Source organism: Ruegeria sp. CH11 (assembly GCF_056537105.1).
In genome coordinates, this window is the sequence record NZ_JBQFQX010000006.1 from 143,370 (window position 1) to 167,583 (window position 24,214).

The 24,214-nt window shown below is 58.9% G+C and carries 26 protein-coding genes; 13 read left to right on the forward strand and 13 right to left on the reverse strand.

Going from position 1 to position 24,214, the window contains the following annotated elements; translation table 11 throughout:
- The first annotated feature begins 33 nt into the window (after positions 1 to 33).
- Entirely contained in the window at positions 34 to 444 is a 411-nt protein-coding gene (locus tag ACR0LX_RS11825) for a VOC family protein (RefSeq protein ID WP_480783893.1), read from the forward strand.
- Positions 445 to 463: 19 nt separating this feature from the next.
- Here the strand turns inward: ACR0LX_RS11825 and ACR0LX_RS11830 are convergent, their stop codons facing one another.
- From ACR0LX_RS11830 to ACR0LX_RS11840, 3 genes are read right to left on the reverse strand one after another with little or no spacing between them, the layout of a single operon-like run.
- Entirely contained in the window at positions 464 to 3,505 is a 3,042-nt protein-coding gene (locus tag ACR0LX_RS11830) for an efflux RND transporter permease subunit (RefSeq protein ID WP_480572651.1), read from the reverse strand.
- Between the two features lie 11 nt (positions 3,506 to 3,516).
- A complete protein-coding gene (locus ACR0LX_RS11835; RefSeq protein ID WP_480783894.1) occupies positions 3,517 to 4,554 on the reverse strand; it encodes an efflux RND transporter periplasmic adaptor subunit in 1,038 nt (345 codons plus the stop codon).
- Complete coding sequence (locus tag ACR0LX_RS11840; protein WP_480783895.1) at positions 4,551 to 5,018, reverse strand: MarR family winged helix-turn-helix transcriptional regulator; 468 nt, start codon at positions 5,016 to 5,018, stop codon at positions 4,551 to 4,553. Before ACR0LX_RS11840 ends, ACR0LX_RS11835 begins: the two co-directional genes overlap by 4 nt.
- A 157-nt stretch (positions 5,019 to 5,175) precedes the next feature.
- Between ACR0LX_RS11840 and ACR0LX_RS11845 the strand changes: the two genes are divergently transcribed.
- Complete coding sequence (locus ACR0LX_RS11845; protein WP_480783896.1) at positions 5,176 to 6,300, forward strand: beta-ketoacyl-ACP synthase III; 1,125 nt, start codon at positions 5,176 to 5,178, stop codon at positions 6,298 to 6,300.
- Positions 6,301 to 6,337: 37 nt separating this feature from the next.
- On the opposite strand, the gene ACR0LX_RS11850 is transcribed toward ACR0LX_RS11845, so the two are convergent.
- Complete coding sequence (locus ACR0LX_RS11850) at positions 6,338 to 6,799, reverse strand: hypothetical protein (RefSeq protein ID WP_480572644.1); 462 nt, start codon at positions 6,797 to 6,799, stop codon at positions 6,338 to 6,340.
- Positions 6,800 to 7,154: 355 nt separating this feature from the next.
- On the opposite strand from ACR0LX_RS11850, the gene ACR0LX_RS11855 reads away from it, so the two are divergent.
- Positions 7,155 to 7,733, forward strand: coding sequence for a thymidine kinase (locus tag ACR0LX_RS11855; RefSeq protein ID WP_480572642.1), 579 nt, complete (start codon positions 7,155 to 7,157; stop codon positions 7,731 to 7,733).
- On the opposite strand, the gene ACR0LX_RS11860 is transcribed toward ACR0LX_RS11855, so the two are convergent.
- From ACR0LX_RS11860 to ACR0LX_RS11880, 5 genes are all read right to left on the reverse strand, one after another.
- Positions 7,730 to 8,680: a 2-hydroxyacid dehydrogenase gene (locus tag ACR0LX_RS11860; RefSeq protein WP_480783897.1), complete on the reverse strand. Its 951-nt coding sequence runs from the start codon at positions 8,678 to 8,680 to the stop codon at positions 7,730 to 7,732. The genes ACR0LX_RS11855 and ACR0LX_RS11860 overlap by 4 nt on opposite strands.
- Positions 8,680 to 9,018, reverse strand: coding sequence for a tRNA-binding protein (locus tag ACR0LX_RS11865; protein ID WP_480783898.1), 339 nt, complete (start codon positions 9,016 to 9,018; stop codon positions 8,680 to 8,682). The genes ACR0LX_RS11860 and ACR0LX_RS11865 overlap by 1 nt, the downstream gene beginning before the upstream one ends.
- Positions 9,011 to 9,826 (reverse strand): pyrroline-5-carboxylate reductase, encoded by an 816-nt coding sequence (gene proC, locus ACR0LX_RS11870; RefSeq protein ID WP_480783899.1) that lies wholly within the window; start codon positions 9,824 to 9,826, stop codon positions 9,011 to 9,013. Before proC ends, ACR0LX_RS11865 begins: the two co-directional genes overlap by 8 nt.
- A 38-nt stretch (positions 9,827 to 9,864) precedes the next feature.
- The gene (locus ACR0LX_RS11875) at positions 9,865 to 10,365 is read right to left on the reverse strand and encodes a type III secretion system chaperone family protein (RefSeq protein WP_480572635.1); all 501 of its coding nucleotides are present in this window, start codon (positions 10,363 to 10,365) and stop codon (positions 9,865 to 9,867) included.
- A gap of 321 nt (positions 10,366 to 10,686) precedes the next feature.
- Positions 10,687 to 10,935, reverse strand: a complete 249-nt coding sequence (locus ACR0LX_RS11880) for an accessory factor UbiK family protein (protein WP_480572633.1) — start codon at positions 10,933 to 10,935, stop codon at positions 10,687 to 10,689.
- A 97-nt stretch (positions 10,936 to 11,032) separates the two neighbouring features.
- Here ACR0LX_RS11880 and lgt point away from each other — a divergent pair, with 97 nt between their 5' ends.
- The 4 genes from lgt to ACR0LX_RS11900 all read left to right on the forward strand — a co-directional run bounded on the left by lgt (position 11,033) and on the right by ACR0LX_RS11900 (position 15,245).
- The gene (gene lgt, locus ACR0LX_RS11885) at positions 11,033 to 11,920 is read left to right on the forward strand and encodes a prolipoprotein diacylglyceryl transferase (RefSeq protein ID WP_480783900.1); all 888 of its coding nucleotides are present in this window, start codon (positions 11,033 to 11,035) and stop codon (positions 11,918 to 11,920) included.
- Positions 11,917 to 12,984 (forward strand): class I SAM-dependent methyltransferase, encoded by a 1,068-nt coding sequence (locus ACR0LX_RS11890; RefSeq protein ID WP_480783901.1) that lies wholly within the window; start codon positions 11,917 to 11,919, stop codon positions 12,982 to 12,984. The genes lgt and ACR0LX_RS11890 overlap by 4 nt, the downstream gene beginning before the upstream one ends.
- Entirely contained in the window at positions 12,981 to 13,739 is a 759-nt protein-coding gene (gene pgeF, locus ACR0LX_RS11895) for a peptidoglycan editing factor PgeF (RefSeq protein WP_480783902.1), read from the forward strand. Before ACR0LX_RS11890 ends, pgeF begins: the two co-directional genes overlap by 4 nt.
- Positions 13,740 to 14,462: 723 nt before the next feature.
- On the forward strand, positions 14,463 to 15,245 hold the full coding sequence (locus ACR0LX_RS11900; RefSeq protein WP_480572625.1) for a Hint domain-containing protein: 783 nt from the start codon (positions 14,463 to 14,465) through the stop codon (positions 15,243 to 15,245).
- A 133-nt stretch (positions 15,246 to 15,378) separates the two neighbouring features.
- Here ACR0LX_RS11900 and ACR0LX_RS11905 read toward each other — a convergent pair whose 3' ends face one another.
- Positions 15,379 to 15,879: an Lrp/AsnC family transcriptional regulator gene (locus ACR0LX_RS11905; protein WP_480572623.1), complete on the reverse strand. Its 501-nt coding sequence runs from the start codon at positions 15,877 to 15,879 to the stop codon at positions 15,379 to 15,381.
- A gap of 229 nt (positions 15,880 to 16,108) precedes the next feature.
- Here ACR0LX_RS11905 and trxB point away from each other — a divergent pair, with 229 nt between their 5' ends.
- The 5 genes from trxB (at position 16,109) to ACR0LX_RS11930 (ending at position 22,145) form a co-directional block, all read left to right on the forward strand.
- Complete coding sequence (gene trxB / locus ACR0LX_RS11910; protein ID WP_480783903.1) at positions 16,109 to 17,050, forward strand: thioredoxin-disulfide reductase; 942 nt, start codon at positions 16,109 to 16,111, stop codon at positions 17,048 to 17,050.
- A 1-nt stretch (position 17,051) separates the two neighbouring features.
- Positions 17,052 to 17,510, forward strand: coding sequence for an RES family NAD+ phosphorylase (locus ACR0LX_RS11915; protein WP_480783904.1), 459 nt, complete (start codon positions 17,052 to 17,054; stop codon positions 17,508 to 17,510).
- 72 nt (positions 17,511 to 17,582) lie between these two features.
- The gene (locus tag ACR0LX_RS11920; RefSeq protein WP_480783905.1) at positions 17,583 to 19,268 is read left to right on the forward strand and encodes an adenylate/guanylate cyclase domain-containing protein; all 1,686 of its coding nucleotides are present in this window, start codon (positions 17,583 to 17,585) and stop codon (positions 19,266 to 19,268) included.
- A gap of 198 nt (positions 19,269 to 19,466) precedes the next feature.
- A complete protein-coding gene (locus ACR0LX_RS11925) occupies positions 19,467 to 21,182 on the forward strand; it encodes a bifunctional sulfate adenylyltransferase/adenylylsulfate kinase (protein ID WP_480783906.1) in 1,716 nt (571 codons plus the stop codon).
- A gap of 114 nt (positions 21,183 to 21,296) precedes the next feature.
- The gene (locus ACR0LX_RS11930; protein WP_480783907.1) at positions 21,297 to 22,145 is read left to right on the forward strand and encodes a hypothetical protein; all 849 of its coding nucleotides are present in this window, start codon (positions 21,297 to 21,299) and stop codon (positions 22,143 to 22,145) included.
- On the opposite strand, the gene ACR0LX_RS11935 is transcribed toward ACR0LX_RS11930, so the two are convergent.
- The 3 genes from ACR0LX_RS11935 to ACR0LX_RS11945 form a co-directional block, all read right to left on the reverse strand.
- Positions 22,142 to 23,020, reverse strand: a complete 879-nt coding sequence (locus ACR0LX_RS11935; protein WP_480783908.1) for a PhzF family phenazine biosynthesis protein — start codon at positions 23,018 to 23,020, stop codon at positions 22,142 to 22,144. The two genes, ACR0LX_RS11930 and ACR0LX_RS11935, sit on opposite strands and share 4 nt — an antisense overlap.
- 120 nt (positions 23,021 to 23,140) lie before the next feature.
- Entirely contained in the window at positions 23,141 to 23,365 is a 225-nt protein-coding gene (locus ACR0LX_RS11940) for a DUF1150 family protein (protein ID WP_480572609.1), read from the reverse strand.
- Between the two features lie 5 nt (positions 23,366 to 23,370).
- On the reverse strand, positions 23,371 to 23,784 hold the full coding sequence (locus ACR0LX_RS11945) for an Hsp20 family protein (RefSeq protein ID WP_058275530.1): 414 nt from the start codon (positions 23,782 to 23,784) through the stop codon (positions 23,371 to 23,373).
- Between the two features lie 162 nt (positions 23,785 to 23,946).
- On the opposite strand from ACR0LX_RS11945, the gene ACR0LX_RS11950 reads away from it, so the two are divergent.
- Positions 23,947 to 24,171 (forward strand): YdcH family protein, encoded by a 225-nt coding sequence (locus tag ACR0LX_RS11950; protein ID WP_480572607.1) that lies wholly within the window; start codon positions 23,947 to 23,949, stop codon positions 24,169 to 24,171.
- Positions 24,172 to 24,214 lie beyond the last annotated feature (43 nt).

Below are 24,214 nucleotides of genomic sequence, written 5' to 3' on the forward strand. Positions count from 1 at the left end.
AATCTGCGGAAGGCTGAGCACCGGAGAACGCCCATGAACCTGTTCACTACCTACGGAACCAACGACATACAGCGCGCCATTCCATTCTACGACGCGATTTTCGCGGTTCTGGGACAGCAACGCCTTCCGGGGTGGTCCGATACCTGGGCGGGATGGGGCAACGATCCGGAAAAGGGGACAGGATTTTGGATATGCCAACCCTATGACGCGGCACCGGCCTCTGTTGGCAATGGAACAATGATTGCGTTTCCGGTTGAAACGGCGGATCACGTCCGGCGGTTTTACGCGGCTGGCTTGGAAAATGGTGGGACCGACGAAGGCGGCCCCGGCACGCGTGACAGGTACGAACCGGATTTCTATGTCGCGTATCTTCGTGACCCCGACGGCAACAAGATTTCGTGTTTTTGCTATCACTACGATCCGGAGAAAGATAAGGGCGGCTGAAACAGCCGCCCAAAGCAGATCAGGCTGCGGCCAGCCGTCGCCTTTCCTCGCGCGCGAATAGCAGCATGTAGAGGACCGGCGCCGCAACCATCGTCAGAATGGTGGCAAAGGCCAGTCCGCCCATGATCGTGACAGCCATCGAGACAAAGAACGCGTCTGTCAGCAACGGCGCCATGCCCAGGATCGTGGTAATCGCCGCCAGCATTACAGGGCGCAGACGCGAGACCGAGGCTTCGACAATCGCAGGCTGCAACGGTTTGCCCGTCGCCCGCACCAGGTCGATCTCCTCGACCAGAACGATGCCGTTCTTGATCAACATGCCCGACAGGCTCAGAAGCCCCAGCAAAGCTGTAAACGTAAAGGGCAGACCGGTTCCCAGCAACCCGATGACGACACCGTTGACCGACATGGGCACCAGCAGCCAGATGATGATCGGCTGGCGCAACGCATTGAACAGCATGACCGAAATCAACACCATGATCAGCAGGCTCAGCGGCAATTGCCGTCCAAGACTTTGCTGCGCGTCCCGCGAGTTTTCATACTCGCCACCCCATTCCATCTTGTAGCCCGGCGGCAGGTCAATTGCCTCGACGGCGGCGCGTACTTCGGAATGGACCTGCACGGCCGTCAGGTCGGATGGGATGTCGGCACCCACAGTGATCGTCAGCACCCGATCGCGGCGATGCACCAGCGTATTGAGTGCCTGATATTCGAACCCGTCCACCATCTGCTCGATCGGCACGAACCTTTCGGACTGATCGGAAAAGACGACCTGATCGACAATCGAATAATCCCCGTCTGCCGGGCGGCGCAGAATGATCGGGATCAGCCGGTCGCGTTCCCGCAGAACACCACCTGTGATACCGTCGGTCGAAAATTGCAGGGTCGCCGCGATGTCCTCGCGCGTGACGCCCGCTGTTTGCGCCCGTTCGGTGGCGTAGATCGGCTGTACGGCCAATTCCTTTTCGCGCCAGTCGTGATGCACATTCAGCGCGTTGGGCGACGCGTTCTTCATCACTTGAATGGCCTGATCCGCAAGCCCCCGCAATACCGCCGGGTCACTGCCGGAAAACCGGGCCTGGATCGGGTCACCGCCGCCCGGTCCGAAAACCAGTCGTTTGGTGCGAAACTCTCCTTCGGGGAAACGGGCAATGCCAAAGGTTTCGAGATCGGCCTGCAAGGCGGGAATATCCTCGAGGCTTTCGGTCCGGATGATCATGTGACCATAGCTTGGATTCGGCTTTTCGGCCGAATAGGTCAGCATGAACCGCGTTGCCCCCTGCCCGACAAACGTGGTGACAGATACGACGTCGTCGCGCGCCTCAAGCCATTCTTCGAAGACGGCCATGTCTTCGGCGGTCCGCGCAATCGGTGTTCCCTGCGGCAGTTTGTAGTGCACAAAGAAAAGCGGCGTGTTCGAGTCCGGGAAGAACTGCTGCTTCATCAGGCCAAAGCCCGCATAGCAAACCACGGTGACACCGATCAGACCGGCCAGAACCAGCCAGCGAAGCCGCAATGCTCCGCGCAGGATCGCACCATAGATACGGAACAGCGGGCCACCATAGGCGTCTGTGTCCTCACCAGTCCCCTGCTTGAAGAAGTAGTGCCCCAGCATTGGCGTCACGGTGATCGCCAGTACCCAGCTGAGCAGCAGCGAGATACCGATCACGGCAAACAGCGAGAACAGAAACTCTCCGGTCGCGTCCGGGCTGAGACCGATACCCGCAAAGGCCATGATGCCGATCACGGTTGCACCCAGCAGCGGGATTTGCGTTTTCCCGGCCACGTCTTCGGCTGCATCGCGCGAGGATTTGCCACGCAGCATGGCGATCTGCATCCCTTCGGCGACAACGATCGCGTTGTCCACCAGCATCCCCATGGCAATGATCAATGCACCCAGCGAGATACGCTCCATCTCGATCGAGAACATCGACATGAACAACAGCGTGCCCACCACGGTTAGCAAAAGGGTGGACCCGACAACAATCGCGGCGCGCCAGCCCATGAAAATGGCCAAGACAATGACCACGATCGTGACCGACATGGCGAGGTTAACAAGAAAGTCGTTCGATGCCTGCTCGACCACCACGTGCTGCTGGTAAACGGGCAGAATCTCGACGCCGTAGGGAATGTCCGCATCCAGTTCGGCAAATTTCTGGTCCGCACGCTTGCCGACTTCGACGATGTTCTCGTCGGAAAGGCCCGCAATCCCAAGCGTGAATGCTTCGACCCCGTTATAGCGGATCATGATCGACGGATCACTTTGCCGCGCCCTGTAGACATTGGACATGTCGAACAGATTGACGACCTGCCCCTGCGAGCCAACGGACAGCCCGGCGATGGCAGACACGCTGTCGGACCCCTCTGCCGTCAGAATCGTCGTTCGGTCATCGGCCGAGCGCAAGGAGCCCGACGAATTGACCGAGTCGGCGTTTGCAATCGCATCGTTGATCGCCTGAAATGGCACATTCTGATTCACCGAGATCGCCAGATCGGGTTCGATGAAAATCGCTTCGTCCGGCAGGCCCTGAACTTCGACATCTGCGACCCCGTCAACCGTCAGAAGTTCGCGGCGCAGAAACGTCGCAAGCTCATGCTTTTCCGCATCCGAATACCCCTCGGCCGTGACCGCGTAGAACAGCCCGAAAACGTCCCCGAAGCCGTCATTGACAAAGGGCTCTCCAACGCCCGACGGCAAGGCCCGCGCGGCGTCGCCGACCTTGGCACGCAACCGGGTCCAGATGTCGGGTAGCTCGGTCCCGTCATAGGTGGATTTGACCTCGACCTCGATGATCGACTGGCCGGGTTGGTTCATCGAGGTAATCTTGTCGACCTCTCCCATCTGCTGGATGGCCGATTCAAGCGGCTCGGAAACTTCCAGCGCCACCTGTTCCGCCGTGGCACCGGGGTATTGCGTGATGATGACCGCGTTCTTGATGGTGAAGGCCGGGTCTTCAAGCCGACCCAGCGACAGAAAGCCCCAGATGCCGCCGAACAGGGCAATCAGGATGATCAGCCACGTATAGAGCGGCCGATCAATCGAGGCGCGTGCGATGTTCATCTGTCCGCCCCTCAGTTGGAAAAGCCGACAAAGCGGCGTACTTTCTGGCCATCGACCAGGGCACCGCCACCAGCGACCACTATCTCATCACCTTCGGATAGCCCTTCAAGGACACGCACATCGCCTGTTTGAGTCGGTTCAATTTTTACCTGAACACGCTGAACGGTACCCTCATCTGCCCCGACCGGAGAATAAACCATAACGCCCAGATCACCCCCGGCATCCGCGACGATCGCGGTGGCCGGCACGATGATGCCCGTACGCCGATCCTGAACCTGAACATTGACGGTGACCGACGAACCGGGAAGAATTTGCAGCCCTTCTGGTGGGGTCAGACCAAACTGGATGCGAAAGGTTTGCCCCACGCTCGACGATTCAGCGTCGAATTCGCGGATTTCCAGCGGAAAAATCTCATCACTGACGGGGAACTTGGCGGTGATCGTGATTTCGTTTTGCTGGCTCGACCGCTGGAACAGAATTTCTGGCACATCCACTTCGATCCGAAGCTCGGACATATCGTGAATGCGCACGATGGGCGTCCCTGCCGAGACGGTCGTAAATGCCTCGACCGCGCGGCTCGAGACCAACGCGTCGAACGGTGCCGTCAGCGTCGCGTGTTCCAACTCGTATTCAGCGTCGCGCAACGAAATGGCCGCCAATTGCGCTGCCGTTTCCGCATCATCCACAGCCACCTGGCTGGCTGCGGTGCCGCGCAGGCGCGACAGGCGCGCGACAGTGCGATCCGCCTGGCCCTTCTGGAGACGCGCGCGATCCAGCTTGAGTTCAAACGGTTCCTGATCCAGATGGGCAATCAATTCGCCCTTTGGGATCACGAAACCTTCGTTGACCGGCATTTCGACGATCTGTCCGGCGACCTGAAAGGCCAGATCGACGGTTTGCCGCGCTGCGACACGTCCAAAAAACTGGCGCGAGAAGCCCGGCGCCGTCTCCTTTACCTGTATCAACTTCACAGGCTTCGGGGTGTCCTGAGCAACGGCAGGCGCTGCAAGAATGGTCAGTGACAGGACCAGAGAGGTCAGGAGTTTCATTTCTTCAATCCCTCGGGAATTCCGGTTTTCAAGATGTTATTGCGGATCTTGCACGCCAGACTGGCAAATTCGGCTGTTTCGGCTTCATTCAGTCCAGAGGCGCGGTGAAACAGCTCTCCGGCTGTTGTCACAAGCATATTGCGCGCGTCTTCGCCTTTTTCGGTCAGCAACAAAAGCCAGGCGCGCCGATCCTCAGGGTCGCGCTGGCGGGACAGGTAGCCAGCTTTTTCCAACGCATCCGCCGTAGCGGTGATCGTGGACGGAACGCTTAACATATCAGTCGCCAGAACACCCATGCGTTTGGGCTGATCTAGTTTTATCAGCATGTGGCATTCCTGATGGCTCAGGTCGGTTTCGATACTGTCAAAGCTTTCTTCCAGCTTCCAGTACAGAGCGTAGACGCCCATCATTGCCTGTATCTCAGGGCTCATGCGGCTAAGGCTGCGGCTGGTATCATCTGACATGTGGGGCTCCGTCGATGTGACCGCCATATACTTCAATTTCTGAACTATTCAAGATGTGAAATGGCGAATCTAACGCACATTCCCTTAGGTCAAGATATCTTGATCAAACCGATCCGTACCTGCATCTTGTTCTAATTCGAAATGTTCAGGACACCCTATGTATACGCCCGCCATCACCGGTACCGGAGTTTTCACGCCCCCAAACGTCATTACCAATGCCGAGCTTGTATTGGCGTTCAATGCCTATGCCGACCGCATGAATGCCGAGAACGCAGAGGCCATCGCCGCGGGTGAAGCCGAGCCTTTGCAACATTCGTCCGAGGAGTTCATCGTCAAGGCATCTGGGATCGAAAACCGCTATGTGATGGACAAGACCGGAGTGCTGAACCCTGAAATCATGCACCCCGCCCTGCGCCAGAGGTCCGATGATGAACCTGGCATCATGACCGAAATGGCCGTGGATGCCTGCACCAAAGCGTTGGATCAGGCCGGTCGAACCGCGGCTGATGTCGATCTGGTGATTTGTGCTGCGTCAAACCATGAACGGGCCTATCCCGCGATCGCCATCGAAATTCAGCAGGCGCTGGGTATCAACGGGTTTGGTTTCGATATGAACGTCGCCTGTTCGTCGGCCACATTTGGCATACAGGCGGCGGCCGATATGGTGCGATCTGGGTCGGTGCGGGCGGCATTGGTCGTCAACCCCGAGATTTGCTCGGGCCATCTGGAATGGCGTGACCGCGATTGCCACTTTATCTTTGGCGACGTCGCAACTGCCACGCTGATTGAACGCATCGAAGACGCCCAAGGCCCGCATTTCGAGGTAATCTCGACCCGCTGTGCCACGCAGTTCTCCAACAATATCCGCAACAATAACGGGTTCTTGCGCCGATCCCGACCCGCTGGCCTGGTCGATCGCCGCGACATGCAGTTCATGCAGAACGGGCGCAAGGTGTTCAAAGAGGTACTGCCCATGGTCAGCCGCCACATCGCGGATCACATGACCGGCGAGAACGTGGCCAGTACCGACCTCAAACGCCTGTGGCTGCATCAGGCCAACAAGACAATGAACGATTTTATCGGCAAAAAAGTTCTGGGGCGCACGCCCGAGGACGGAGAACAACCCAATATTCTTCAGGATTACGCAAACACCTCGTCCGCTGGGTCGATCATTGCGTTTTCACAGTATTCCGACGATTTGCAGCAGGGCGACATCGGCCTTATTTGCTCGTTCGGGGCGGGATATTCGGTTGGCTCTGTGATCGTCAAACGGCACGTTTGACGCCGCGCCAGCCGAATTACGGCCAGAAAGCTACGGCCTAGTTGACGCTTTCTTCCTCGAGATGAAGCTTCATCTCGATCAGCACCTGTTGCAGAAGACTGGTCTCTTTCAGCAGGCGCTTGGCCTCGTTCACTGTAATGATCCCATCCTCGATCGCGGCCTGATATTCGGTCATCAGCATGGCAAACCGCTGGCTCAAGGCGATTACATCCGCATTGACGCCACCGGTGCGCGGGCTGGTCGAGTTGCGGCCATCGTAAGACAGCGTGATGTTCAACAGGTCTGCCAGCGCCGAGGTCACATGCGGATAGGCCGAGACCGACTCGAGGCGTGCAACCGCATCAACCGGCATGAACCGATCCGAATGCTCCGCGTTATCCGAATAGTACCGGCCCAGCGTCGCCTTGGATTTGCCGGTGATTTCGCACGCGGCTTCGATCCCGACATCCTTGACCAGCGCTTCGGTGTGCTTCTTCAGATAGGCCCCGATATCTGCCATTGTTTTACCTTTGTTACCTGCGCTCCTGTCCCAAGCTTGTCCCAGCGGGGGAAAGGGTAGGGAAATTTCCCATATTTGAATCATAATTGAAATGCCATAAATTGACTATCCCTCAGAAATGCAGGGATTTTGTGAGTGAGTGGCGGCCGTTCGTGCCGGTAATGAGTAATTGCAGGGCACTATTTTCGCCCTGCTCTGTTTGGGCCTCATGGTGGCCTGCGGCGCTGCTGTTGCGGTGGCAGGGGTTTCCATCCCCAAGAGTTCACGCTCGGCCTCGGCTATTGTAACGGCGGCGTCGCACCAATCCCGAAACTGTTGGCTTGCCCGGACCGCTTTCGCGTTCTAGACCCGCTTCATGGCTAAGCTCTATTTCAATTATTCGACCATGAACGCGGGCAAATCGACCGTGTTGCTGCAGGCTTCACACAATTATCGCGAACGCGGCATGGACACTTACCTGCTGACGGCAGCGATAGATGGTCGTGCGGGATCAGGCAGGATCGCCTCTCGGATCGGGATCTCGGAACAAGCAGACACGTTCCGAACAAATGACGACGTTTTCGCGATGATCGAGACCCGCCTGAACGCCAGCCCTTTGGCCTGCGTTTTCGTGGATGAGGCGCAGTTTCTGACCGAAGATCAGGTCTGGCAACTGGCCCGTGCGGTCGATGATTTGAACGTCCCCGTTCTGGCCTATGGTCTGCGGGTCGACTTTCAGGGCAAGCTGTTTCCCGGATCAGCGGCCCTGTTGGCGCTGGCCGATGAGATGCGCGAAGTGCGCACCATATGCGAATGCGGACGCAAGGCCACCATGGTGATCCGTCAGGACGAGAATGGCCAGACGATCACCGAAGGCGCACAGGTACAGATCGGCGGCAACGAGACCTACGTTTCGCTCTGCCGCAAACATTGGCGAGATGCCGTGGGCGGTTAGACCGGATTGGGCAACGGGCGACCCGCGACAAAAGCCGCTACGTTATCAAGCGCCAAATGGCCCATTCCGGTGCGGACCTCTTCGGTCGCAGTGCCCAGATGGGGCAGCAACGTGACGTTTTCCATGTCGCGCAGCGCCTGCGGAACGTCCGGTTCGAATTCATAGACATCCAGGCCTGCGCCCGCGATCTGACCTGCACGCAATGCCGCGATCAGGGCAGATTCGTCGACGACCTCACCGCGTGCAATGTTGATCAGAATCGCCGAAGTATTCATCGCCTCGAACACCCGCGCGTCGATCAGATGGCGGGTATCGGCACCACCCGGAACGGCAAGCACAAGGAAATCGACCTGCGCCGCCAACGCCTCAAGATCCGGAACAAATTGCACCGGAAAATCGACGTCCTTGGCCGAGCGCGACTGATAAGCCACCTGCATCCCGAACCCAAAGTGACAGCGCCGGGCAATCGCCTGACCGATGCGGCCCATCCCGACAATGCCAACGCGCTTGCCCGAGACATGGTGCCCAAGCATCTGTGTCGGGTGCCAACCCTGCCAGCTACCTGCGCGGACCAACCGCTCACCCTCGCCCGCGCGCCGGGCTGTGGACAGAAGTAGGGTCATTGCAATGTCGGCAGTGGCATCCGTAACAGCCCCGGGTGTGTTTGTGACCACGACCCCGGCCGCCTGCGCCGCGCTCACATCAATGTGGTTGTAACCAACGCCGAAATTGGCCAGCAACTTGCAGCGCGGGTTGGCAACAGCGGCGAAAACATCGCCCGAGAACAGGTCGCCCAGTGTCGGCACGACCACATCGTAATCTGTCAGCGCCCTCGTCATCTCGGCCTCGCTCAACGGAGCAGTGCTGCTGCGAATGTCGACATCAAATTCGTCCATTGCCCGCGCCTCTACGGCGTCGGTCATGGGGCGCGTGATCCAAAGCTTCATCAGTGCATCCTTCCACCCAACGGCACCTTGCCGTCGGGGCCAATCAGAACAATCTCGCCATTTTCATCCGGCAGGCCCAGCACCAGAACCTCGGACATGAATCTGCCGATCTGGCGGGGCGGAAAATTGACAACGGCCATGACCTGTTTTCCGACCAGCCCTGCCGGGTTGTAATGCGCCGTCACCTGAGCCGAGGTTTTTCGCTCGCCAATCTCGCCGCCAAAGTCGATCCACATCTTGATCGCCGGTTTGCGCGCCTCGGGGTAGGGTTCGGCGCGGGTCACCTCGCCCACGCGGATATCGACCTTAAGAAAGTCGTCAAAGGTTATCTCACTCACGCGACAGCTCCTTGGATCGGTCAGTGGCTGCCTTTACGGCCCGATGCAACAGATCGGGAAATCCCTGCTCTTCGTGCATCAAGACCTCAAGCGCGGCTTGCGTCGTGCCATTGGGCGAGGTCACGTTAATGCGCAACTGGGCCGGGTCCTCCTCGGCAGTCATGGCCAGCGCACCTGCACCAGCCACCGTCGATTTGGCCAGTTTCATTGCCAGATCGTGCGGCAGGCCATGCGCTTCACCCGCTTTTGCTAAAGCTTCGATCAGGTGGAACACATAGGCCGGGCCGGACCCGCTGACGCCTGTAACCGCATCCATCTGCGTCTCGTCTTCCAGCCTGACCGTCTCGCCAATGGCCGACAGCAGGCTTTCGGCCAGCGCGATATCGCTATCAGTAGAATGACTGTTTCCGATGAGGGCGGTGATACCTTGCCGGATCGCTGCTGGCGTGTTTGGCATCGCGCGGACGATCGGCGTGCCCTGCCCCAATACGGCCTCGAACGTCCCGATCGATGTGCCCGCCGCGACCGAGATGAACAGGCTGCGACCACCGCCCAGCGCCTGAATCGCAGGCAGCGCCTCGCCCATCATCTGTGGTTTGACAGCAACCAGAACGACGGCCGGAGAGGCTGGTAGCGTGACATTTACGTTCACGCCTTGCGCTTTCACCCAATCCGATGGGTAGGGATCGATCACCCAAACGCTGGATGCGGGCAGGCCATGATCCAGCCAACCGGCTAGCATCGCAGACCCCATCTTGCCACAGCCCAACAGCACAAGGCCCTGTTCGGCGACGCGTGACATGTCCATCTTTGCCCCTCCCCTGCGATTTGGTTCGGGGCAAAGCTTTACGCGCGGCCGTAAGCCTCTGCAATGGCGACTTGTATCGCGTCTTCGGGATCGCGGTTACCCCAGGTAACCAATTGGATCGCGGGATAGTAACGCTCGGCGCTTAACACCGCAGCGTTGATCATGGTGTCGATCTGCTCTGGGCTTGCCGTCTGGCCACCGGCCAGAACCAGCCCGTAGCGATAGACCATCAGCTTCTGGTTGGCCCAATAGGTGAAGGCCCCGGCCCAGCATTGATCATTCATCCGGTTGAGCAGTTCGTACAACTCGGTCTCACGCTCGGCGGGTGGCTCCATTTCAAAGGAACACACCAGACGCAGTGTTTCGTCGTAGTTGGACCATGCCAAAGTGATCGAATAGGTGCGCCACTGGCCTTCCACAGCCATGGCAATCTGATCATCACCGATCCGGTCAAAGTCCCAGTCGTGGTGTTCTGCAAGATGTTCAACAATGTCGATCGGATGAAGGTCTTCTTCGAGATACTGCTCGGAAAGGGCCATAATGCCACCTCACTAATCTCTAGCATTCCGGGGCTGGCAGCGCCCCAGCGCTAGTTGCCTGCTCTACAAGCCGGGCTTCCCCCTTGGGCCTGTACTAAATATGGTGCGATGTGGCCGGGACTCTGACAACCCCCATTTTTGGGGATAAAGGCAATAAGTTGTGGACAGATGGCAACGGCGATCAAAATATTGGCGGTAAAGCCAGCTTTAGCTTGATTAATTGCTGCAACGCGTCATCATACGCGGCACCGCCCAATCCCGCAGCGGATCACGCGGTGCATCCATCGGCATCTGCTATTCGATTTCTGCGCTGATCCGACGTTAGTCGCCCAGCTTCGCCTCAAGCGCGGCAATACGCGCTTCGAGCGCCGCGTTCTCTTCGCGCGCCTTTTGTGCCATGGCGCGGACAGCATCGAATTCCTCGCGCGTGACAAAGTCGCGATCCGCCAGCCAACGATCCAGCATCGATTTCATCGCTGTCTCGGCCTCTTGACGTGCGCCCTGAGCCACCCCCATCGCGTTGGTCATCAGCTGAGACATATCGTCCAGAATTTTGTTGCGGGTCTGCATGGCGTTACTCCGATTTCGTCGTTGACCTCTATATGGGTAAAGAAAGCGCCGGGCTCAAGGTTGACTTGTGCCATTCTCCCCGGGCAATGAGACGCACATGCAGGCTGTTCTGAACTTCCCCGATTTGTCACCAGACGTTTTCTCGATTCCCGTCTTCGGGTTCGAGCTTGCGCTACGTTGGTACGCGCTGGCCTATATTGCCGGCATTCTGATCGCGTGGCGTATGGCGGTTGCAGCGTTGCGACGCCCGCGCCTCTGGCCAAGTGAAACCGCGCCAATGCAACCTGAACGGCTGGAGGATCTGGTGACCTGGATCATTCTTGGCGTGATCCTTGGCGGGCGGCTGGGCTTTGTGCTGTTTTATCAGCCCGGCTATTACCTTGCTCATCCTCTTGAAATCGTGAAGGTCTGGCAGGGCGGCATGGCGTTTCACGGCGGGTTGCTGGGCGTCATCGTAGCCACTTATCTTTATGCGCGTCGGCACAGTATATCTGTTCTGTCGCTGGGCGATCTGGTCGCGCATACCGTCCCACCCGGTCTGTTTCTGGGTCGGCTGGCGAATTTCACCAATGCCGAGCTTTGGGGTCGGCCCAGTGAATTGCCCTGGGCCGTTATCTTTCCCGGCGCGGCTGCGCAGGATTGTTCCGGTGTGGTCGCAGGCATGTGCGCCCGCCACCCCTCGCAGCTTTACGAGGCCGTGCTGGAAGGGCTGCTGCTAGGCGCTCTGCTTCTCTGGCTGGCCTACCGCCGTGGCGCGTTTCGCAAGCCAGGCCTGATCATGGGCGTATTTCTGGCGGGCTACGGCGCGTCACGGTTCGTTGTCGAATTTGTCCGCCAGCCGGACGCCCAGTTTGTTGCGCCGGGCAATCCACTGGGTCTGGCGTGGCATGTTGGCGGCTATGGGCTGACGATGGGGCAGTTACTGTCGCTGCCGATGATCGCACTTGGCCTGTGGTTCGTGCTGCGCACCCGGCGGGCGACATGACCCTCAAGGACCTGCTGATGGCCCGGATTGCCGAGGCGGGTCCGATGACAGTGGCGGATTACATGACTGAATGCCTGCTCCATCCGGAACTGGGGTATTACTCGACCCGAGATCCGCTGGGTGCGCGCGGGGACTTCGTCACCGCGCCCGAGATAAGCCAGATGTTCGGGGAACTGATCGGACTGAGCGTTGCGCAATGCTGGATGGATCAGGGAAGCCCGGCCTCATTCGTTCTGGCCGAGTTGGGCCCGGGTCGCGGCACCTTGATGGCAGATATCCTGCGCGCCACGCGGCAGGTTAAGGGGTTTCACGCCGCAGCCCAGATCGTGCTGCTAGAGGCGTCCCCGGTCCTGCGCGCAATCCAGGCTGACACGTTGCAGCCCCATGACCCCAATTGGCTTGATACGATCACGGATCTGCCCCAGCTGCCGCTGTTCCTGATCGCGAACGAGTTCTTCGACGCCCTACCCATCCGGCAATTCCTGCGGGACGGCGACGGTTGGTGCGAACGGTTGATCGGTACGCAAGGCGCGCAGCTTCGCTTTGGTCGCGGCCCAGCGATGCCGCAGCCCGCCCTGAAAGACAGGCTCACCGACACGCAAGAGGGCGATCTGGTCGAACTTTGCGCCGCCGCAGTTCCGATTGTGTCCGAAATCGCGGACCGCTTATCCCGACATGGCGGTACGGCGTTGATCATTGATTACGGGGATTGGCGCTCGTTGGGGGATACGCTTCAAGCGCTGCGATCCCACGAACGGACCGATCCGCTGGACGCGCCCGGACAGTCTGATCTGACGGCGCATGTGGATTTCGAACCGCTGTTCAGCGCGGCGCAAGCAGCCGGATGCGCCTGCACCCGCCTCACCCCGCAGGGCGTGTTTCTCGAGCGGTTGGGAATCACCGCGCGCGCGCAAAGCCTAGCCGCGTCTTTGGACGGTCAGGCATTGGATACATTGATTGCCGCACATCGAAGGTTGACGCATCCACAGGAAATGGGAAACCTGTTCAAGGTGCTGGGGCTGTACCCGGCCCACACCGCACCACCACCGGGACTTGAACCATGACTCTGGAAATTCTGACCTCGGATCTGTTGTCCCCAGTAAAACATGGTTTCTTTACTCGGCGTGGCGGCGCCTCTTCCGGAATATTCTCAGGACTGAACTGCGGCCATGGTTCATCTGATCTGACCGAAGCTGTCGCGGTGAATCGCCGCCGCGTGGCCGAAGCGATGGAGCTGACGCCCGAGGCACTGGTCGGCGTGCATCAGGTGCATTCTCCGACCGTTCTGACTGTCGAGGGCCCGGTGGACGGCGATAAGCCAAAAGCAGACGCGGTGGTCACGGCGACGCCCGGGCTCGCCCTGACGATCCTGACGGCCGATTGCCAGCCGGTCTTGTTTGCCGACCCTGACGCAAAAGTGATCGGGGCAGCCCATGCTGGGTGGCGCGGCGCATTGGACGGTGTTCTTGAGGCAACGCTCGAGGCGATGGAAGCACTGGGCGCAAGCCGCAGCAAGACCTGTGCCGTGATCGGCCCGTCAATCTCGCAGCGCGCCTATGAGGTCGGACCCGAGTTCATGGATGAATTTCTGGCGGACTCTCCCGAAAACGCGCGATTTTTTGCGAATGGACAGGATGATCGACTGCAATTCGACCTGCCCGCCTTTGGTCTGCATCGTTTACGCGCGGCAGGTGTCGGACAGTCCGAATGGACCCGTCACTGCACCTATTCGGACCCGGACAGGTTCTTTTCCTACCGCAGGGCAACCCATGCAAAAGAGGCGGACTACGGACGCCTGATCTCGGCCATAAGACTCTGATCTTGGGCTGAAATAAGGCAGTATTGCCACCTTTCCGCCACAATTTTTGTGTTTATCAGACTCAGAATCGTTTCAGTTTTTACCAGTAATCAGGGTGTGGTTGCGGCCCTCAGCCGCTCTGTCCTGATCAGGTTAACCAGAGGAGTACGCGAAACCTTCATTTTGTCCTCAATTCATCCCGGATCAGCCTTATCCGCGCCGCAAAGCGTCGTCAGATTTGAATATGTAACGGGAACCAGGGCGTCAGCCCCAAAACAGAGCAGGACCAGAAATGAAGTCGAAATCACGCTTTTTGAACGCGATCGTTGCGGCTGTGCAGGCCCATGAACCTGAGATGCCATGGAAGCGGGTTTCAAGTCATTCCGTCAGAGTCGCGCGCCGTTTGGCCGACCGGCACTGACACAGAACTCCAACGGAACCAAGCTGCCGGTTCCGGCGGGCAATATGCGCATCAGAAAGGCTCCGGTCTGATGCGTAGCGTCGCAGATGGGTTTGCGCCGCATGTTTCAGGAGTGTGTGTGCAGGCGTTGTTGCCTGTGGTTACGAGTTTGTCTGGGGGGTCATACAGTTGACCAAAACAATTAAATTTCTTTCGCGGCGCGGAATCTGTGCGAATTCCGTCCTGCGTCTGCCCTGTATCTGAAAGGCAAAGAACAAGACCGTCTGGCGGGAATGCACGGGGGTTCACCCCGCCGGTACGGAGACTAAAAGGGGACGGAATACATGACTATTCCAAATTCACTGGCCCGCGCGGCCAGAAACGCTGTTGAGACATCTACACTGCTGCGCGAAGCTCCGCGACCAGCGACACAGAAAAAGGCGCAGCTGCGGCGCTATGAGGTCAGCACATTGCTGAAAAACGGCGATGTCTCGCAAACACGCCATATCGCGCCCGCCCTGCCAATGTTCGAAGACGCCTTTTGCGCCTTCACGCGCGGGTCTTTGGTGGAGACAGCGCAGGGGCCGATGGCCATCGAAGACCTGCTGCCCGGCGACCAGGTGCTGACCCAGGACGGATCATCCGAAACAGTCCTTTGGAAAGGATCGGTTACCCTTGTTCCAGGGCGCGAGGACTCGCGTGGTCGCATGCGCCCTCTGACCCGCATCATGGCGGACACCTTCGGAATGCAGAAACCGATGTCCGGTGTCATCACCGGTCCGGCGGCCCGGCTGCTTGGCACGCCCGCGCATCTGCGTCACCTCTATGGAGGCCAGCAGATGCTGACCCCGGTTTCCGAATTTCAGGATGGAATGGGCGTGATCGAGACCCTGCCACCTACGCCGGTCGAGCTGTTTCACATCTGCCTGCGCAAACATTCCGTGATTCGCGTGGACGGGTTGCAGTTCGAAACCTATCACCCAGGCACAAATGCAGTTCGGTTGATCAGCCAGTCCTTGCGTTCTGTCTATCTCAACCTATTTTACCATATAGAATCGCTGAGTGATTTTGGCCCGCTGCTGATGCCGCGCGCCGGAGATGGCGAAATCGACGCGATCACTGCGTAATCTGTGACGTGTAGAGTGTTAAATGGTACTGCGAATGTTGGGGGCATGATGCAGATTTTATTAGGTTGGGCAGCTTACCTGACGGTGGTTGCGATTCTTCCACCAATCAATGCAAACGAAACGCGGTTGGCCGTCAGGCCGTCCGGTTCATCCGGTCTTCCAGCACGTCAAATGGTACGCCTGGCTCGTCTTTTGCGCCTCGGATGACAAGCGATGTTTTGACGCTGGCCACATTCGGTGTGGTCAGCAATTCGCCAGTCAGAAACTGCTGAAAACTGCTTAGGTCGGGCGCGACGCATTTCAGGATGAAGTCCACTTCGCCGTTCAACATGTGGCATTCGCGAACCAATGGCCATTCGCGGCAGCGTTCCTCAAAAGCGCTGAGTTCCGATTCGGCCTGGCTTTCCAGGCCGACCATGGCAAAGACCTGAACTTCGAACCCCAGTTCGCGGGCGTTTACGTCGGCGTGATAGCCCCGGATATAGCCCGCGTCCTCAAGCGTTCTAACCCGGCGCAGGCACGGAGGGGCCGAGATTCCCACGCGTTTTGCCAGTTCGACATTCGTCATGCGGCCATCGGCCTGCAATTCCGCCAGAATCTTGCGGTCGATCTCATCCAGCCGGGTCGTGACCATCGATGACTCCTGATTTTTTCGGTTCTTATATCAGCGCCCTGCTGATGCGCAATAATCTTTCGCGCTGACGCAACATTCTGCATTCAGATCACATTTTTGCCGACCGCGCCATGACGGCAACGCAAGTCCGATACATGCGCCAATAGGGGTTTAAGCGCCCTGTCGCCGTCGCTATATCCAACCGCGAAGGGCTGAACGCCCGCTGCAGATGGATTGAATTGGGGGCACCATGGCCGAAACACGACACACAAAGGTTCTGATCATCGGATCGGGACCGGCCGGATACACTGCGGGCGTCTATGCCAGCCGCGCTATGCTGAATCCCATTCTGGTGCAGGGCATCGAACCCGGTGGGCAGCTGACCACCACGACCGAGGTCGAAAACTGGCCCGGCGACACCGAAGTGCAGGGGCCCGACCTGATGGTGCGGATGCAGGATCACGCCAAGGCCATGGGATGCGAAGTGATCGGCGACATCATCAACGATCTGGACCTCAGCAAGCGTCCTTTCACCGCCAAAGGCGACAGCGGCACGGTCTACACCGCCGACGCCGTGATTCTGGCCACCGGTGCACGGGCAAAATGGCTGGGCCTTCCGTCGGAAGAAAAGTTCAAGGGCTTTGGCGTCTCAGCCTGTGCAACCTGTGACGGGTTCTTCTATCGCGGACAAGAAATCGTCGTGATCGGTGGCGGCAATACTGCCGTGGAAGAAGCCCTGTTCCTAACAAACTTTGCCAGCAAGGTCACCCTGATCCACCGCCGCGACGAGCTGCGGGCCGAGAAAATCCTTCAGGACCGCCTGCTGAAACACGAGAAGATCGAACCGCTCTGGTTCCACGAGCTTGACGAAGTCATCGGCACCGACGCACCGTTGGGCGTCGAAGGTGTCCGTGTCAAAAACGTCAAAACCGGTGAGATCACCGAGATCCCGTGCAAGGGCGTCTTTGTCGCAATTGGCCATGCGCCCGCGAACGAACTGGTCAAGGACACGCTGGAAACCCATATGGGTGGTTATGTGGTGACCAAACCGGGCTCGACAGAGACCTCGGTGCCGGGCGTGTTCGCCGCCGGTGACCTGACCGACCACATTTACCGACAGGCCGTGACCAGCGCCGGCATGGGCTGCATGGCCGCGCTGGATGCCGAGCGTTTTCTGGCGGAGAACGACTGACATGATCGCGGAATTCTCCGGCCCGGTCTGGAGAATTCTGTTCCAGTCCCGATCAGGCGTGCCGCTGGCCCCTGCCCGTGCGCCCGAAGGCCGGTTCCATCACACCGGTCAATTCGCGCTTTATGCCTCGCTCAGCTCCGAAGGGGCCGGAATCGCCATCCGGCGTTATGTGTCTCCAGACGACCCATTGCGTGTCATTCAGCAGTTCGACATTTCGGAGGCGCGGTTGATGGACTTTCGCAACCGCCCCGAGGTGTCAGCGATCTGGCAGGACACCCGCGCCAAAGGGCACCCTTCCCCAACCTGGAAATATTCCGATCTGGCCCGCAGAACAGGGGTTGACGGGCTGCGCTACAGCTCACGCTCTCGCCCGGATCTCAGCCATCTTGTGCTGTTTCACGCACCGCATGATCTGATCGTCCCGAGGGGTGAGGCCCAGTTGTGGGACCCGCATTGTTGAACGCACTTGTCTTGACCGCCGGGCAATGGCGTATCAGAATCAATTGAGGCAAGACGAAAGACGGGTAAGCTTTTGGAAAGTGCTCTTTGGCGCGGCGGATGGGTGCAACGGCTTAGGATCGCCAGCGGCCTGATCTTGTTCGTCTTTGCCTTTTTCCATTTCATCAATATCGGTCTGGGCCTGTTTCACACCGACCTGCTGCACGGGATGCAGGATGGCCGCAAATTCATCACGCGCCACAATCTGATAAGCTTGATCCTTTACATCGCATTGCTCACCCATGCAGGGCTGGCGCTGTATTCGCTGGCCCAGCGCCGCACGCTGCGCATGCCGTTCAGCATGGCGTTGCAAGCCGTTCTTGGCCTGCTGATCCCGATACAGCTGATCGCGCATATTGTGCAGACGCGCTATGCGCATGAGATCTATGGCGTCAATGACGAGATGGGGTACATCATCATCCTGATGTGGCCCAGCACGGCAATATGGATGCAAAGCCTGCTTGTCCTGTTGGTCTGGGTACATGGCTGCATCGGGCTTCATATGTGGCTGCGCCTGACCAGCTGGTGGCGCGCAGCGGTTCCCTATCTGATAGGATGCGCGGTTTTTGTTCCGGGTTTTGCGCTGGCAGGCGCACTGACCGAAGGGCGGCGACTGTGGGCAGACTTCGCGGACCCGTTCCTGCGTGAGCAGTATATCGAGCACTACAACTGGCCTTCCTCAGAAGAGTTTCAGGCCCTTTTCAGCGTCACCGACACCGCGAAGACAGTGTTCTGGACAGCCCTTGCGCTGACCGCGTGTGTCTATTTGGGCCGTAAGCTATGGCGCAGACGGCATTCGGTTCGGGTCCGTTACGTAGACGGCCCCGAAGTCGTCTCGGAAAAGGGAATGACGCTGCTTGAGATGTCGCAGGCGAACGGCATCCCTCATACGGCGCTTTGCGGCGGCAAGGGCCGCTGCACAACCTGCCGCGTTGTTGTCGAGAACGGGGCTGACCAGCTGCACTCGCCCGGTGAGGTCGAGGCCCGCAGCCTGGCCGCCGTTGGCGCGCCCGATGGAACGCGGCTGGCCTGTCAGGTGCGACCGACGAACCCGGTAACGGTCTTTCGCGTGTTCCGTCCGGATGGCGGACGCGACCGGGCGCATGCAAGCCAGGGGCAAGAGCGACAACTGGCGGTGCTGTTTCTTGATATGCGCGGCTTCACAGCGCGGACAACCGGACAATTGCCCTATGACGTCGTTTTCCTTCTGAACCGTTTCTTTGACGCGATCGTTCCGGCAATCACGGCACAGGGTGGGACGGTCGACAAATACATGGGCGACGGTCTGCTGGCGATGTTCGAAACCCGCGATGCCGCCAGTTCGGCGCTGGCTGGGCTGCATGCTGCGGCAGGGGTCGGCCATGCGCTGGACAGGTTCAACCAACAACTCGAAGCCGAAGGCAGCCCACCGATCCGCATCGGCATGGGCCTGCATCTGGGTGATTTGGTTCTTGGCGAGATCGGGGCCGCCAAACACGCCCCCCGCACCATCATCGGGGACGCGGTCAACGTCGCCAGCAGACTGGAGGCAGAGACAAAGGCCTTGGGTGTCGAACTGCTGGTTTCGCAGGCGGTTTTGACAACGGCCGGGATCATCACCGAGCCCGGTGAGCTACGAGATTTCAGTCTGCGCGGCGTGTCAGCCCCAGTCCCCGCCCTGCCTGTCGAGCGCGCGGCAGAGGTTGAATCGCGGATGAACCCTGCAGAACAGATTGCCTGAAATCGTTGCCGCCAACTCGACGATCCGGAATGTTGACCCTGCTTGATCGCAAAAGCCGGAATTTTCTTCCACACTCCGTGAAACCCGTGCATTTCCTCCTTAGTTACCGGGCCTCTCTGGACATTGCCCGGCGACTGGGGCAGACGCTTCTGCATAACCCTGGAATCGTGCACAAACAACGCTGACAAGAGTATTTCGATGACGATTTTGAATAACCTGACCCCAATCCCCGAACTTTACGTGTCTTATGACTCGGCCCAAAAGCTCAAGGCCGAAGCCGCGGACCTGACCAGCTGGGACCTGAGCCCGCGGCAGATCTGTGATCTGGAACTGCTGATGAACGGCGGTTTCAACCCCTTGAAGGGTTTTCTGACCCAGGCCGATTATGACAGCGTCGTCGAAAACCTGCGGCTGGCCGATGGCACACTTTGGCCCATGCCCATCACGCTGGACGTTAGCGAAGAATTCGCCGAACAGGTCGAGTTGGGGCAGGACATCGCATTGCGCGACCTGGAGGGTGTCATTCTGGGTACCATGACCGTCACCGACCGCTGGACACCGGATAAGGCGAAAGAGGCCGAGAAGGTCTTTGGTGCAGACGATCAGGCCCACCCGGCGGTCAACTACCTGCACAACGTCGCGGGCAAGGTCTATCTGGGTGGCCCGGTGACCGGCATTCAGCAGCCCGTACACTATGACTTCCGCGCCCGCCGCGATACGCCGAACGAATTGCGCGCTTACTTCCGCAAGCTGGGCTGGCGCCGCATCGTGGCGTTCCAGACGCGCAATCCGCTGCACCGCGCGCATCAGGAACTGACCTTCCGCGCCGCAAAAGAGGCACAGGCCAACCTGCTGATCCATCCGGTCGTGGGCATGACCAAGCCGGGCGATGTCGATCACTTTACCCGCGTGCGCTGCTATGAGGCGGTGTTGGACAAATATCCGGCCTCGACCACCTCGATGTCGTTGCTGAACCTGGCGATGCGCATGGCTGGCCCGCGCGAGGCGGTCTGGCACGGGTTGATCCGCGCCAACCACGGCTGCACCCATTTCATTGTAGGCCGCGACCATGCGGGTCCGGGCAAGAACTCGGCTGGCGAGGATTTCTACGGCCCATATGACGCGCAGGACCTGTTCCGCAAATACCAAGACGAAATCGGCGTCGAAATGGTCGACTTCAAGCATATGGTCTATGTACAGGAACGCGCCCAGTACGAGCCCAACGACGAGATCAAAGACAAGGACAATGTCACGATCCTGAACATCTCGGGCACCGAACTGCGCCGCCGTCTGCGCGAGGGGCTGGAGATCCCCGAATGGTTCTCGTTCCCCGAAGTGGTACAGGAACTGCGCAACCGGTTCCCGCCGCGTTCGAAACAGGGCTTCACCGTGTTCTTCACAGGCTTCTCCGGCTCGGGCAAGTCAACCATCGCCAACGCGCTTATGGTCAAACTGATGGAGACAGGCGACCGCCCCGTGACCCTTCTGGATGGCGATATCGTTCGCAAGAACCTGTCGTCCGAACTCGGCTTCTCGAAAGAGCATCGCGACCTCAACATCCGCCGTATCGGCTATGTGGCGTCCGAAATCACAAAGAACGGCGGCATCGCCATTTGTGCGCCGATCGCACCCTACGAGACGACCCGCCGCGCCGTACGCGAAGAGATCGAGCAGTTCGGTGCCTTTTGCGAGGTCCATGTCTCGACCAGCATCGAGGAATGCGAGCGTCGCGACCGCAAGGGCCTGTACAAACTGGCGCGGGAAGGGAAGATCAAGGAATTTACCGGCATTTCCGACCCCTATGATGTGCCCTCGGATCCGGAACTGCGGGTCGAGACCGAAAATGTCGAAGTCGACAACTGCGCCCATCAGGTTCTGTTGAAGCTGGAGAGCATGGGGCTGATCGCCGGATAAGCGCGCCCCCGAATTTACGTGAACAAGCCCCTGCATGTTGCTGGGGTTTGTTCACGTTGAGAAACTCGGACAGAACACGCTGGTTTTGAGCCGACGTTTCAGTAGGTTCGGGAAATGACAAATGCCCTGCCGACAATTGCCAGTTTTTGGTACGGATCGGACCTGTCCTGGTTCGAAATCCTCTGCATCCGGTCCTATCTGGATCACGGGCATCACTTTGTCCTCTATACCGCGCATCCGGTGGACGGCATCCCGAAGGGCGTCGAGCGTCGCCCGGCATCCGATATATCGTGGCCGCCCCCGTTTGACCTGAAGGGCAACGACCGCCATCGCGTGGCGGTGTTTTCGGATGTGTTCCGCCTGCGCCTTTGCCAAAAGACCGATTTCATCTGGGTCGATCTGGATGCCTACTGCCTGCGGCCCTTTGCGTTTGACACTGTTCATGTTTTTGGACGCGAGAGGTCGGGCACCTATCCGAACGGCGTTCTGCGCCTGCCTGCGGATTCGCCCGCGCTGGCGCACCTGCTGGAGTTTGTGACAAGCGCAAATCCGACACAGCCGTGGCGGGGAAAGCGATTGCATCGCGCCAACGCTGCGCGTCAGGAAAGCGGCGAGCGCTGGGGGATCGAAGCCCTGCCCTGGGGGTGCTCAGGCCCCAAGGCGCTGGGGCATTTTTTGGAACAAACGGGTGAATGCGCTTTGGCACAGCCGCCCAGCGCCTTTTATCCTTTACCGCCCGAAGAACTGTGGAGATTACACGACACAAAGGTGCAATTGTCAGAGATCGAAACTCCGGAAACTTATTCCGTTCATTTCTACGGCCATCAGAAAAAATGGCTGGCGAATGCCAAGTCGGGCCTGCCGCTGCGCGGGTCTTACCTGGATCGACTTTGCCATCGGCACGGCATTGATCCACGGCAGAACCCGATCAAACAGCTGGATTGGATGGTGCCGAAATCCTAGTCCGGCAGGTCGGTCTGACCACGCATCAGAACAAAACCACGCCCAGCGACCTTGACGCCGGTGATCGCATCAGGCGACCCCAACCGCGTAACCGTCGCCTGTCCGGGTCGCCCCATGTCGTGCCCCTGCTCGGCCACGAAACTGTCCTTTTGCATCAACCCGTGACGCCACAGATAGGCCGCCATTGCACCCGTTGCCGAACCGGTAAACGGGTCCTCAGGCGGGCTCGGTGGGGCCAGCAACAAGCGCGAGAACGTATCGCCTGCTTCGGTCGCACCCTTCAGCGTCACCAGAAACGGCTCGGCCATATCCGAGCCCGAGTAACCTGCGGCGCGCACCATGTCCTGCAATGGCTCTACCGCCAAACGGGCCGCGCGAAGGGCGTCATGATCGCGCAGAACCGTGACGCAGAACGGCAAACCCGTCGATACCATTTGCGGCGGTGAAATTATTGCATCCGCAGGCAGGCTGATTGCAGCGGCGACCAGTTCCGTCGGGACATGCACGCCGAACTCGGGCGCAACCTGCGTCATTTCGATGTCATCGCCGTTCAGATGGATCGAAACCAGCCCCGCGCCGGTTTCCAGCGTCAGACTGTCCCCCGAGAACAGGCCCCGGGACTGCATCGCCGCAACGGTGGCAATCGTTGGATGCCCGGCAAAAGGAATTTCACGGCTGGCCAGAAAATAGCGAACGCGGATATCGGCAACCTTGGACGGACCGGTAAACGTGCATTCGACCAAAGAGGTCTCGCGCACAAAAGACATGCACACATCGTCCGACAGATGCGCTGCGCCGTGTACAACGGCGCATCCGTTCCCTCCAAACGCGCGATCTGTGAAGGCATCCACCCAGTCAAAATCAAACCAGCTCATCGCTGCGGCTCCGCTTTCGTCACAATTTAGGGTGTCGCACCCCCGGCAGGTCCCGACCTACGCGCGGGCAAACGGGGTTGTCACGTCAATTCCAGGATTTTGACCGGGTTAACTGCGGGATCAATGCACGGCGACTGGCGAAAGATCATGTTCGCGCGCCAGAACAAAGGCCAGCTTGCGGTCCGCCACAAGCGCCAGTTGCTGCCCGTCGGCGTCGTGAACGGCATAAAGCTGATCCAGATCGCCTGCTTGCTCGCGCAGGTCACGCGGCAGATCGGCTACATGCACCGTTTTGACATAGACGATGCGATCACCTTCGGTGTTGATTTCAATCGGTGTATTCATAGCTCTTACCCCTTTCTTATGTTGATTGTCTGGACCACGGTTTCCGGCACCGCGCGGGTCAGATCCACGTGCAGCAGGCCGTTCTCCATGATCGCCTCGCCCACCTCGACACCATCAGCCAGCACGAACATGCGCTGGAATTGCCGCGCTGCGATGCCGCGATGCAGGAAGATGCGCCCTTCGCTGTCGTCGCGCTGACGGCCCCGGATCACCAATTGGCGATCCTCGATGGTGATCGACAGGTCCTCTTCTGCAAACCCGGCCACGGCCAGGGTGATGCGATAAGAAAAATCCGAGGTCTGTTCGATGTTATAGGGCGGATACCCTTCATTCCCGGCCTTGGCAGACCGCTCCAGAAGGCGCTCCAGTTGCTCGAACCCCAAAAGATGCGGGTATGAGCCTAAGGTAAGTTTCGACACGTATGTTCGTCCTTGATTGTAAAGCGACGTGGGGTGCGGTCCCGTATCGGCAACCGCGTATCATAGAATATGGGACGAAATGTGGCTGTCCACAAGGTCTGGCCCGATTCACCGCAACACACTATCTTGTGTGCAAATCTTAGCCTAAGCCATGAGTCGCCCATGAATGCCCCTACCGACCTTTCAATGAAAACCGACGAAGTTTTGCGGGTCGAGTTAGAGGTTTTTCGTCGCCAGCACCGTGATCTGGACGAAGCCATCGAGGCGTTGCAGGCCAAGGGAACCTCGGATCAATTGACGATCAAACGGCTGAAAAAGCAGAAACTGCGCCTCAAGGACATCATCCGCCAGATCGAAGACCGTCTGACCCCGGATATCATCGCCTGACGCATTGCCACAAAGACGGATTTGGCTATAGTGCGCGCTCTTT

Excerpts from the sequence above, each read along its gene's own strand:
- ACR0LX_RS11825 (WP_480783893.1), top strand. The coding sequence starts at position 34 with ATGAACCTGTTCACTACCTACGGAACCAACGACATACAGCGCGCCATT.
- ACR0LX_RS11875 (WP_480572635.1), bottom strand. The coding sequence starts at position 10,365 with ATGGCCCTTTCCGAGCAGTATCTCGAAGAAGACCTTCATCCGATCGAC.
- ACR0LX_RS11830 (WP_480572651.1), bottom strand. The coding sequence starts at position 3,505 with ATGAACATCGCACGCGCCTCGATTGATCGGCCGCTCTATACGTGGCTG.
- trxB (WP_480783903.1), top strand. The coding sequence starts at position 16,109 with ATGGCCGAAACACGACACACAAAGGTTCTGATCATCGGATCGGGACCG.
- ACR0LX_RS11930 (WP_480783907.1), top strand. The coding sequence starts at position 21,297 with ATGACAAATGCCCTGCCGACAATTGCCAGTTTTTGGTACGGATCGGAC.
- ACR0LX_RS11925 (WP_480783906.1), top strand. The coding sequence starts at position 19,467 with ATGACGATTTTGAATAACCTGACCCCAATCCCCGAACTTTACGTGTCT.
- ACR0LX_RS11845 (WP_480783896.1), top strand. The coding sequence starts at position 5,176 with ATGTATACGCCCGCCATCACCGGTACCGGAGTTTTCACGCCCCCAAAC.
- ACR0LX_RS11880 (WP_480572633.1), bottom strand. The coding sequence starts at position 10,935 with ATGCAGACCCGCAACAAAATTCTGGACGATATGTCTCAGCTGATGACC.
- ACR0LX_RS11835 (WP_480783894.1), bottom strand. The coding sequence starts at position 4,554 with ATGAAACTCCTGACCTCTCTGGTCCTGTCACTGACCATTCTTGCAGCG.
- ACR0LX_RS11860 (WP_480783897.1), bottom strand. The coding sequence starts at position 8,680 with ATGAAGCTTTGGATCACGCGCCCCATGACCGACGCCGTAGAGGCGCGG.
- ACR0LX_RS11950 (WP_480572607.1), top strand. The coding sequence starts at position 23,947 with ATGAATGCCCCTACCGACCTTTCAATGAAAACCGACGAAGTTTTGCGG.
- ACR0LX_RS11915 (WP_480783904.1), top strand. The coding sequence starts at position 17,052 with ATGATCGCGGAATTCTCCGGCCCGGTCTGGAGAATTCTGTTCCAGTCC.
- ACR0LX_RS11935 (WP_480783908.1), bottom strand. The coding sequence starts at position 23,020 with ATGAGCTGGTTTGATTTTGACTGGGTGGATGCCTTCACAGATCGCGCG.
- ACR0LX_RS11850 (WP_480572644.1), bottom strand. The coding sequence starts at position 6,799 with ATGGCAGATATCGGGGCCTATCTGAAGAAGCACACCGAAGCGCTGGTC.
- ACR0LX_RS11855 (WP_480572642.1), top strand. The coding sequence starts at position 7,155 with ATGGCTAAGCTCTATTTCAATTATTCGACCATGAACGCGGGCAAATCG.
- ACR0LX_RS11890 (WP_480783901.1), top strand. The coding sequence starts at position 11,917 with ATGACCCTCAAGGACCTGCTGATGGCCCGGATTGCCGAGGCGGGTCCG.
- pgeF (WP_480783902.1), top strand. The coding sequence starts at position 12,981 with ATGACTCTGGAAATTCTGACCTCGGATCTGTTGTCCCCAGTAAAACAT.
- proC (WP_480783899.1), bottom strand. The coding sequence starts at position 9,826 with ATGGACATGTCACGCGTCGCCGAACAGGGCCTTGTGCTGTTGGGCTGT.
- ACR0LX_RS11905 (WP_480572623.1), bottom strand. The coding sequence starts at position 15,879 with ATGGTCACGACCCGGCTGGATGAGATCGACCGCAAGATTCTGGCGGAA.
- ACR0LX_RS11940 (WP_480572609.1), bottom strand. The coding sequence starts at position 23,365 with ATGAATACACCGATTGAAATCAACACCGAAGGTGATCGCATCGTCTAT.
- ACR0LX_RS11840 (WP_480783895.1), bottom strand. The coding sequence starts at position 5,018 with ATGTCAGATGATACCAGCCGCAGCCTTAGCCGCATGAGCCCTGAGATA.
- lgt (WP_480783900.1), top strand. The coding sequence starts at position 11,033 with ATGCAGGCTGTTCTGAACTTCCCCGATTTGTCACCAGACGTTTTCTCG.
- ACR0LX_RS11900 (WP_480572625.1), top strand. The coding sequence starts at position 14,463 with ATGACTATTCCAAATTCACTGGCCCGCGCGGCCAGAAACGCTGTTGAG.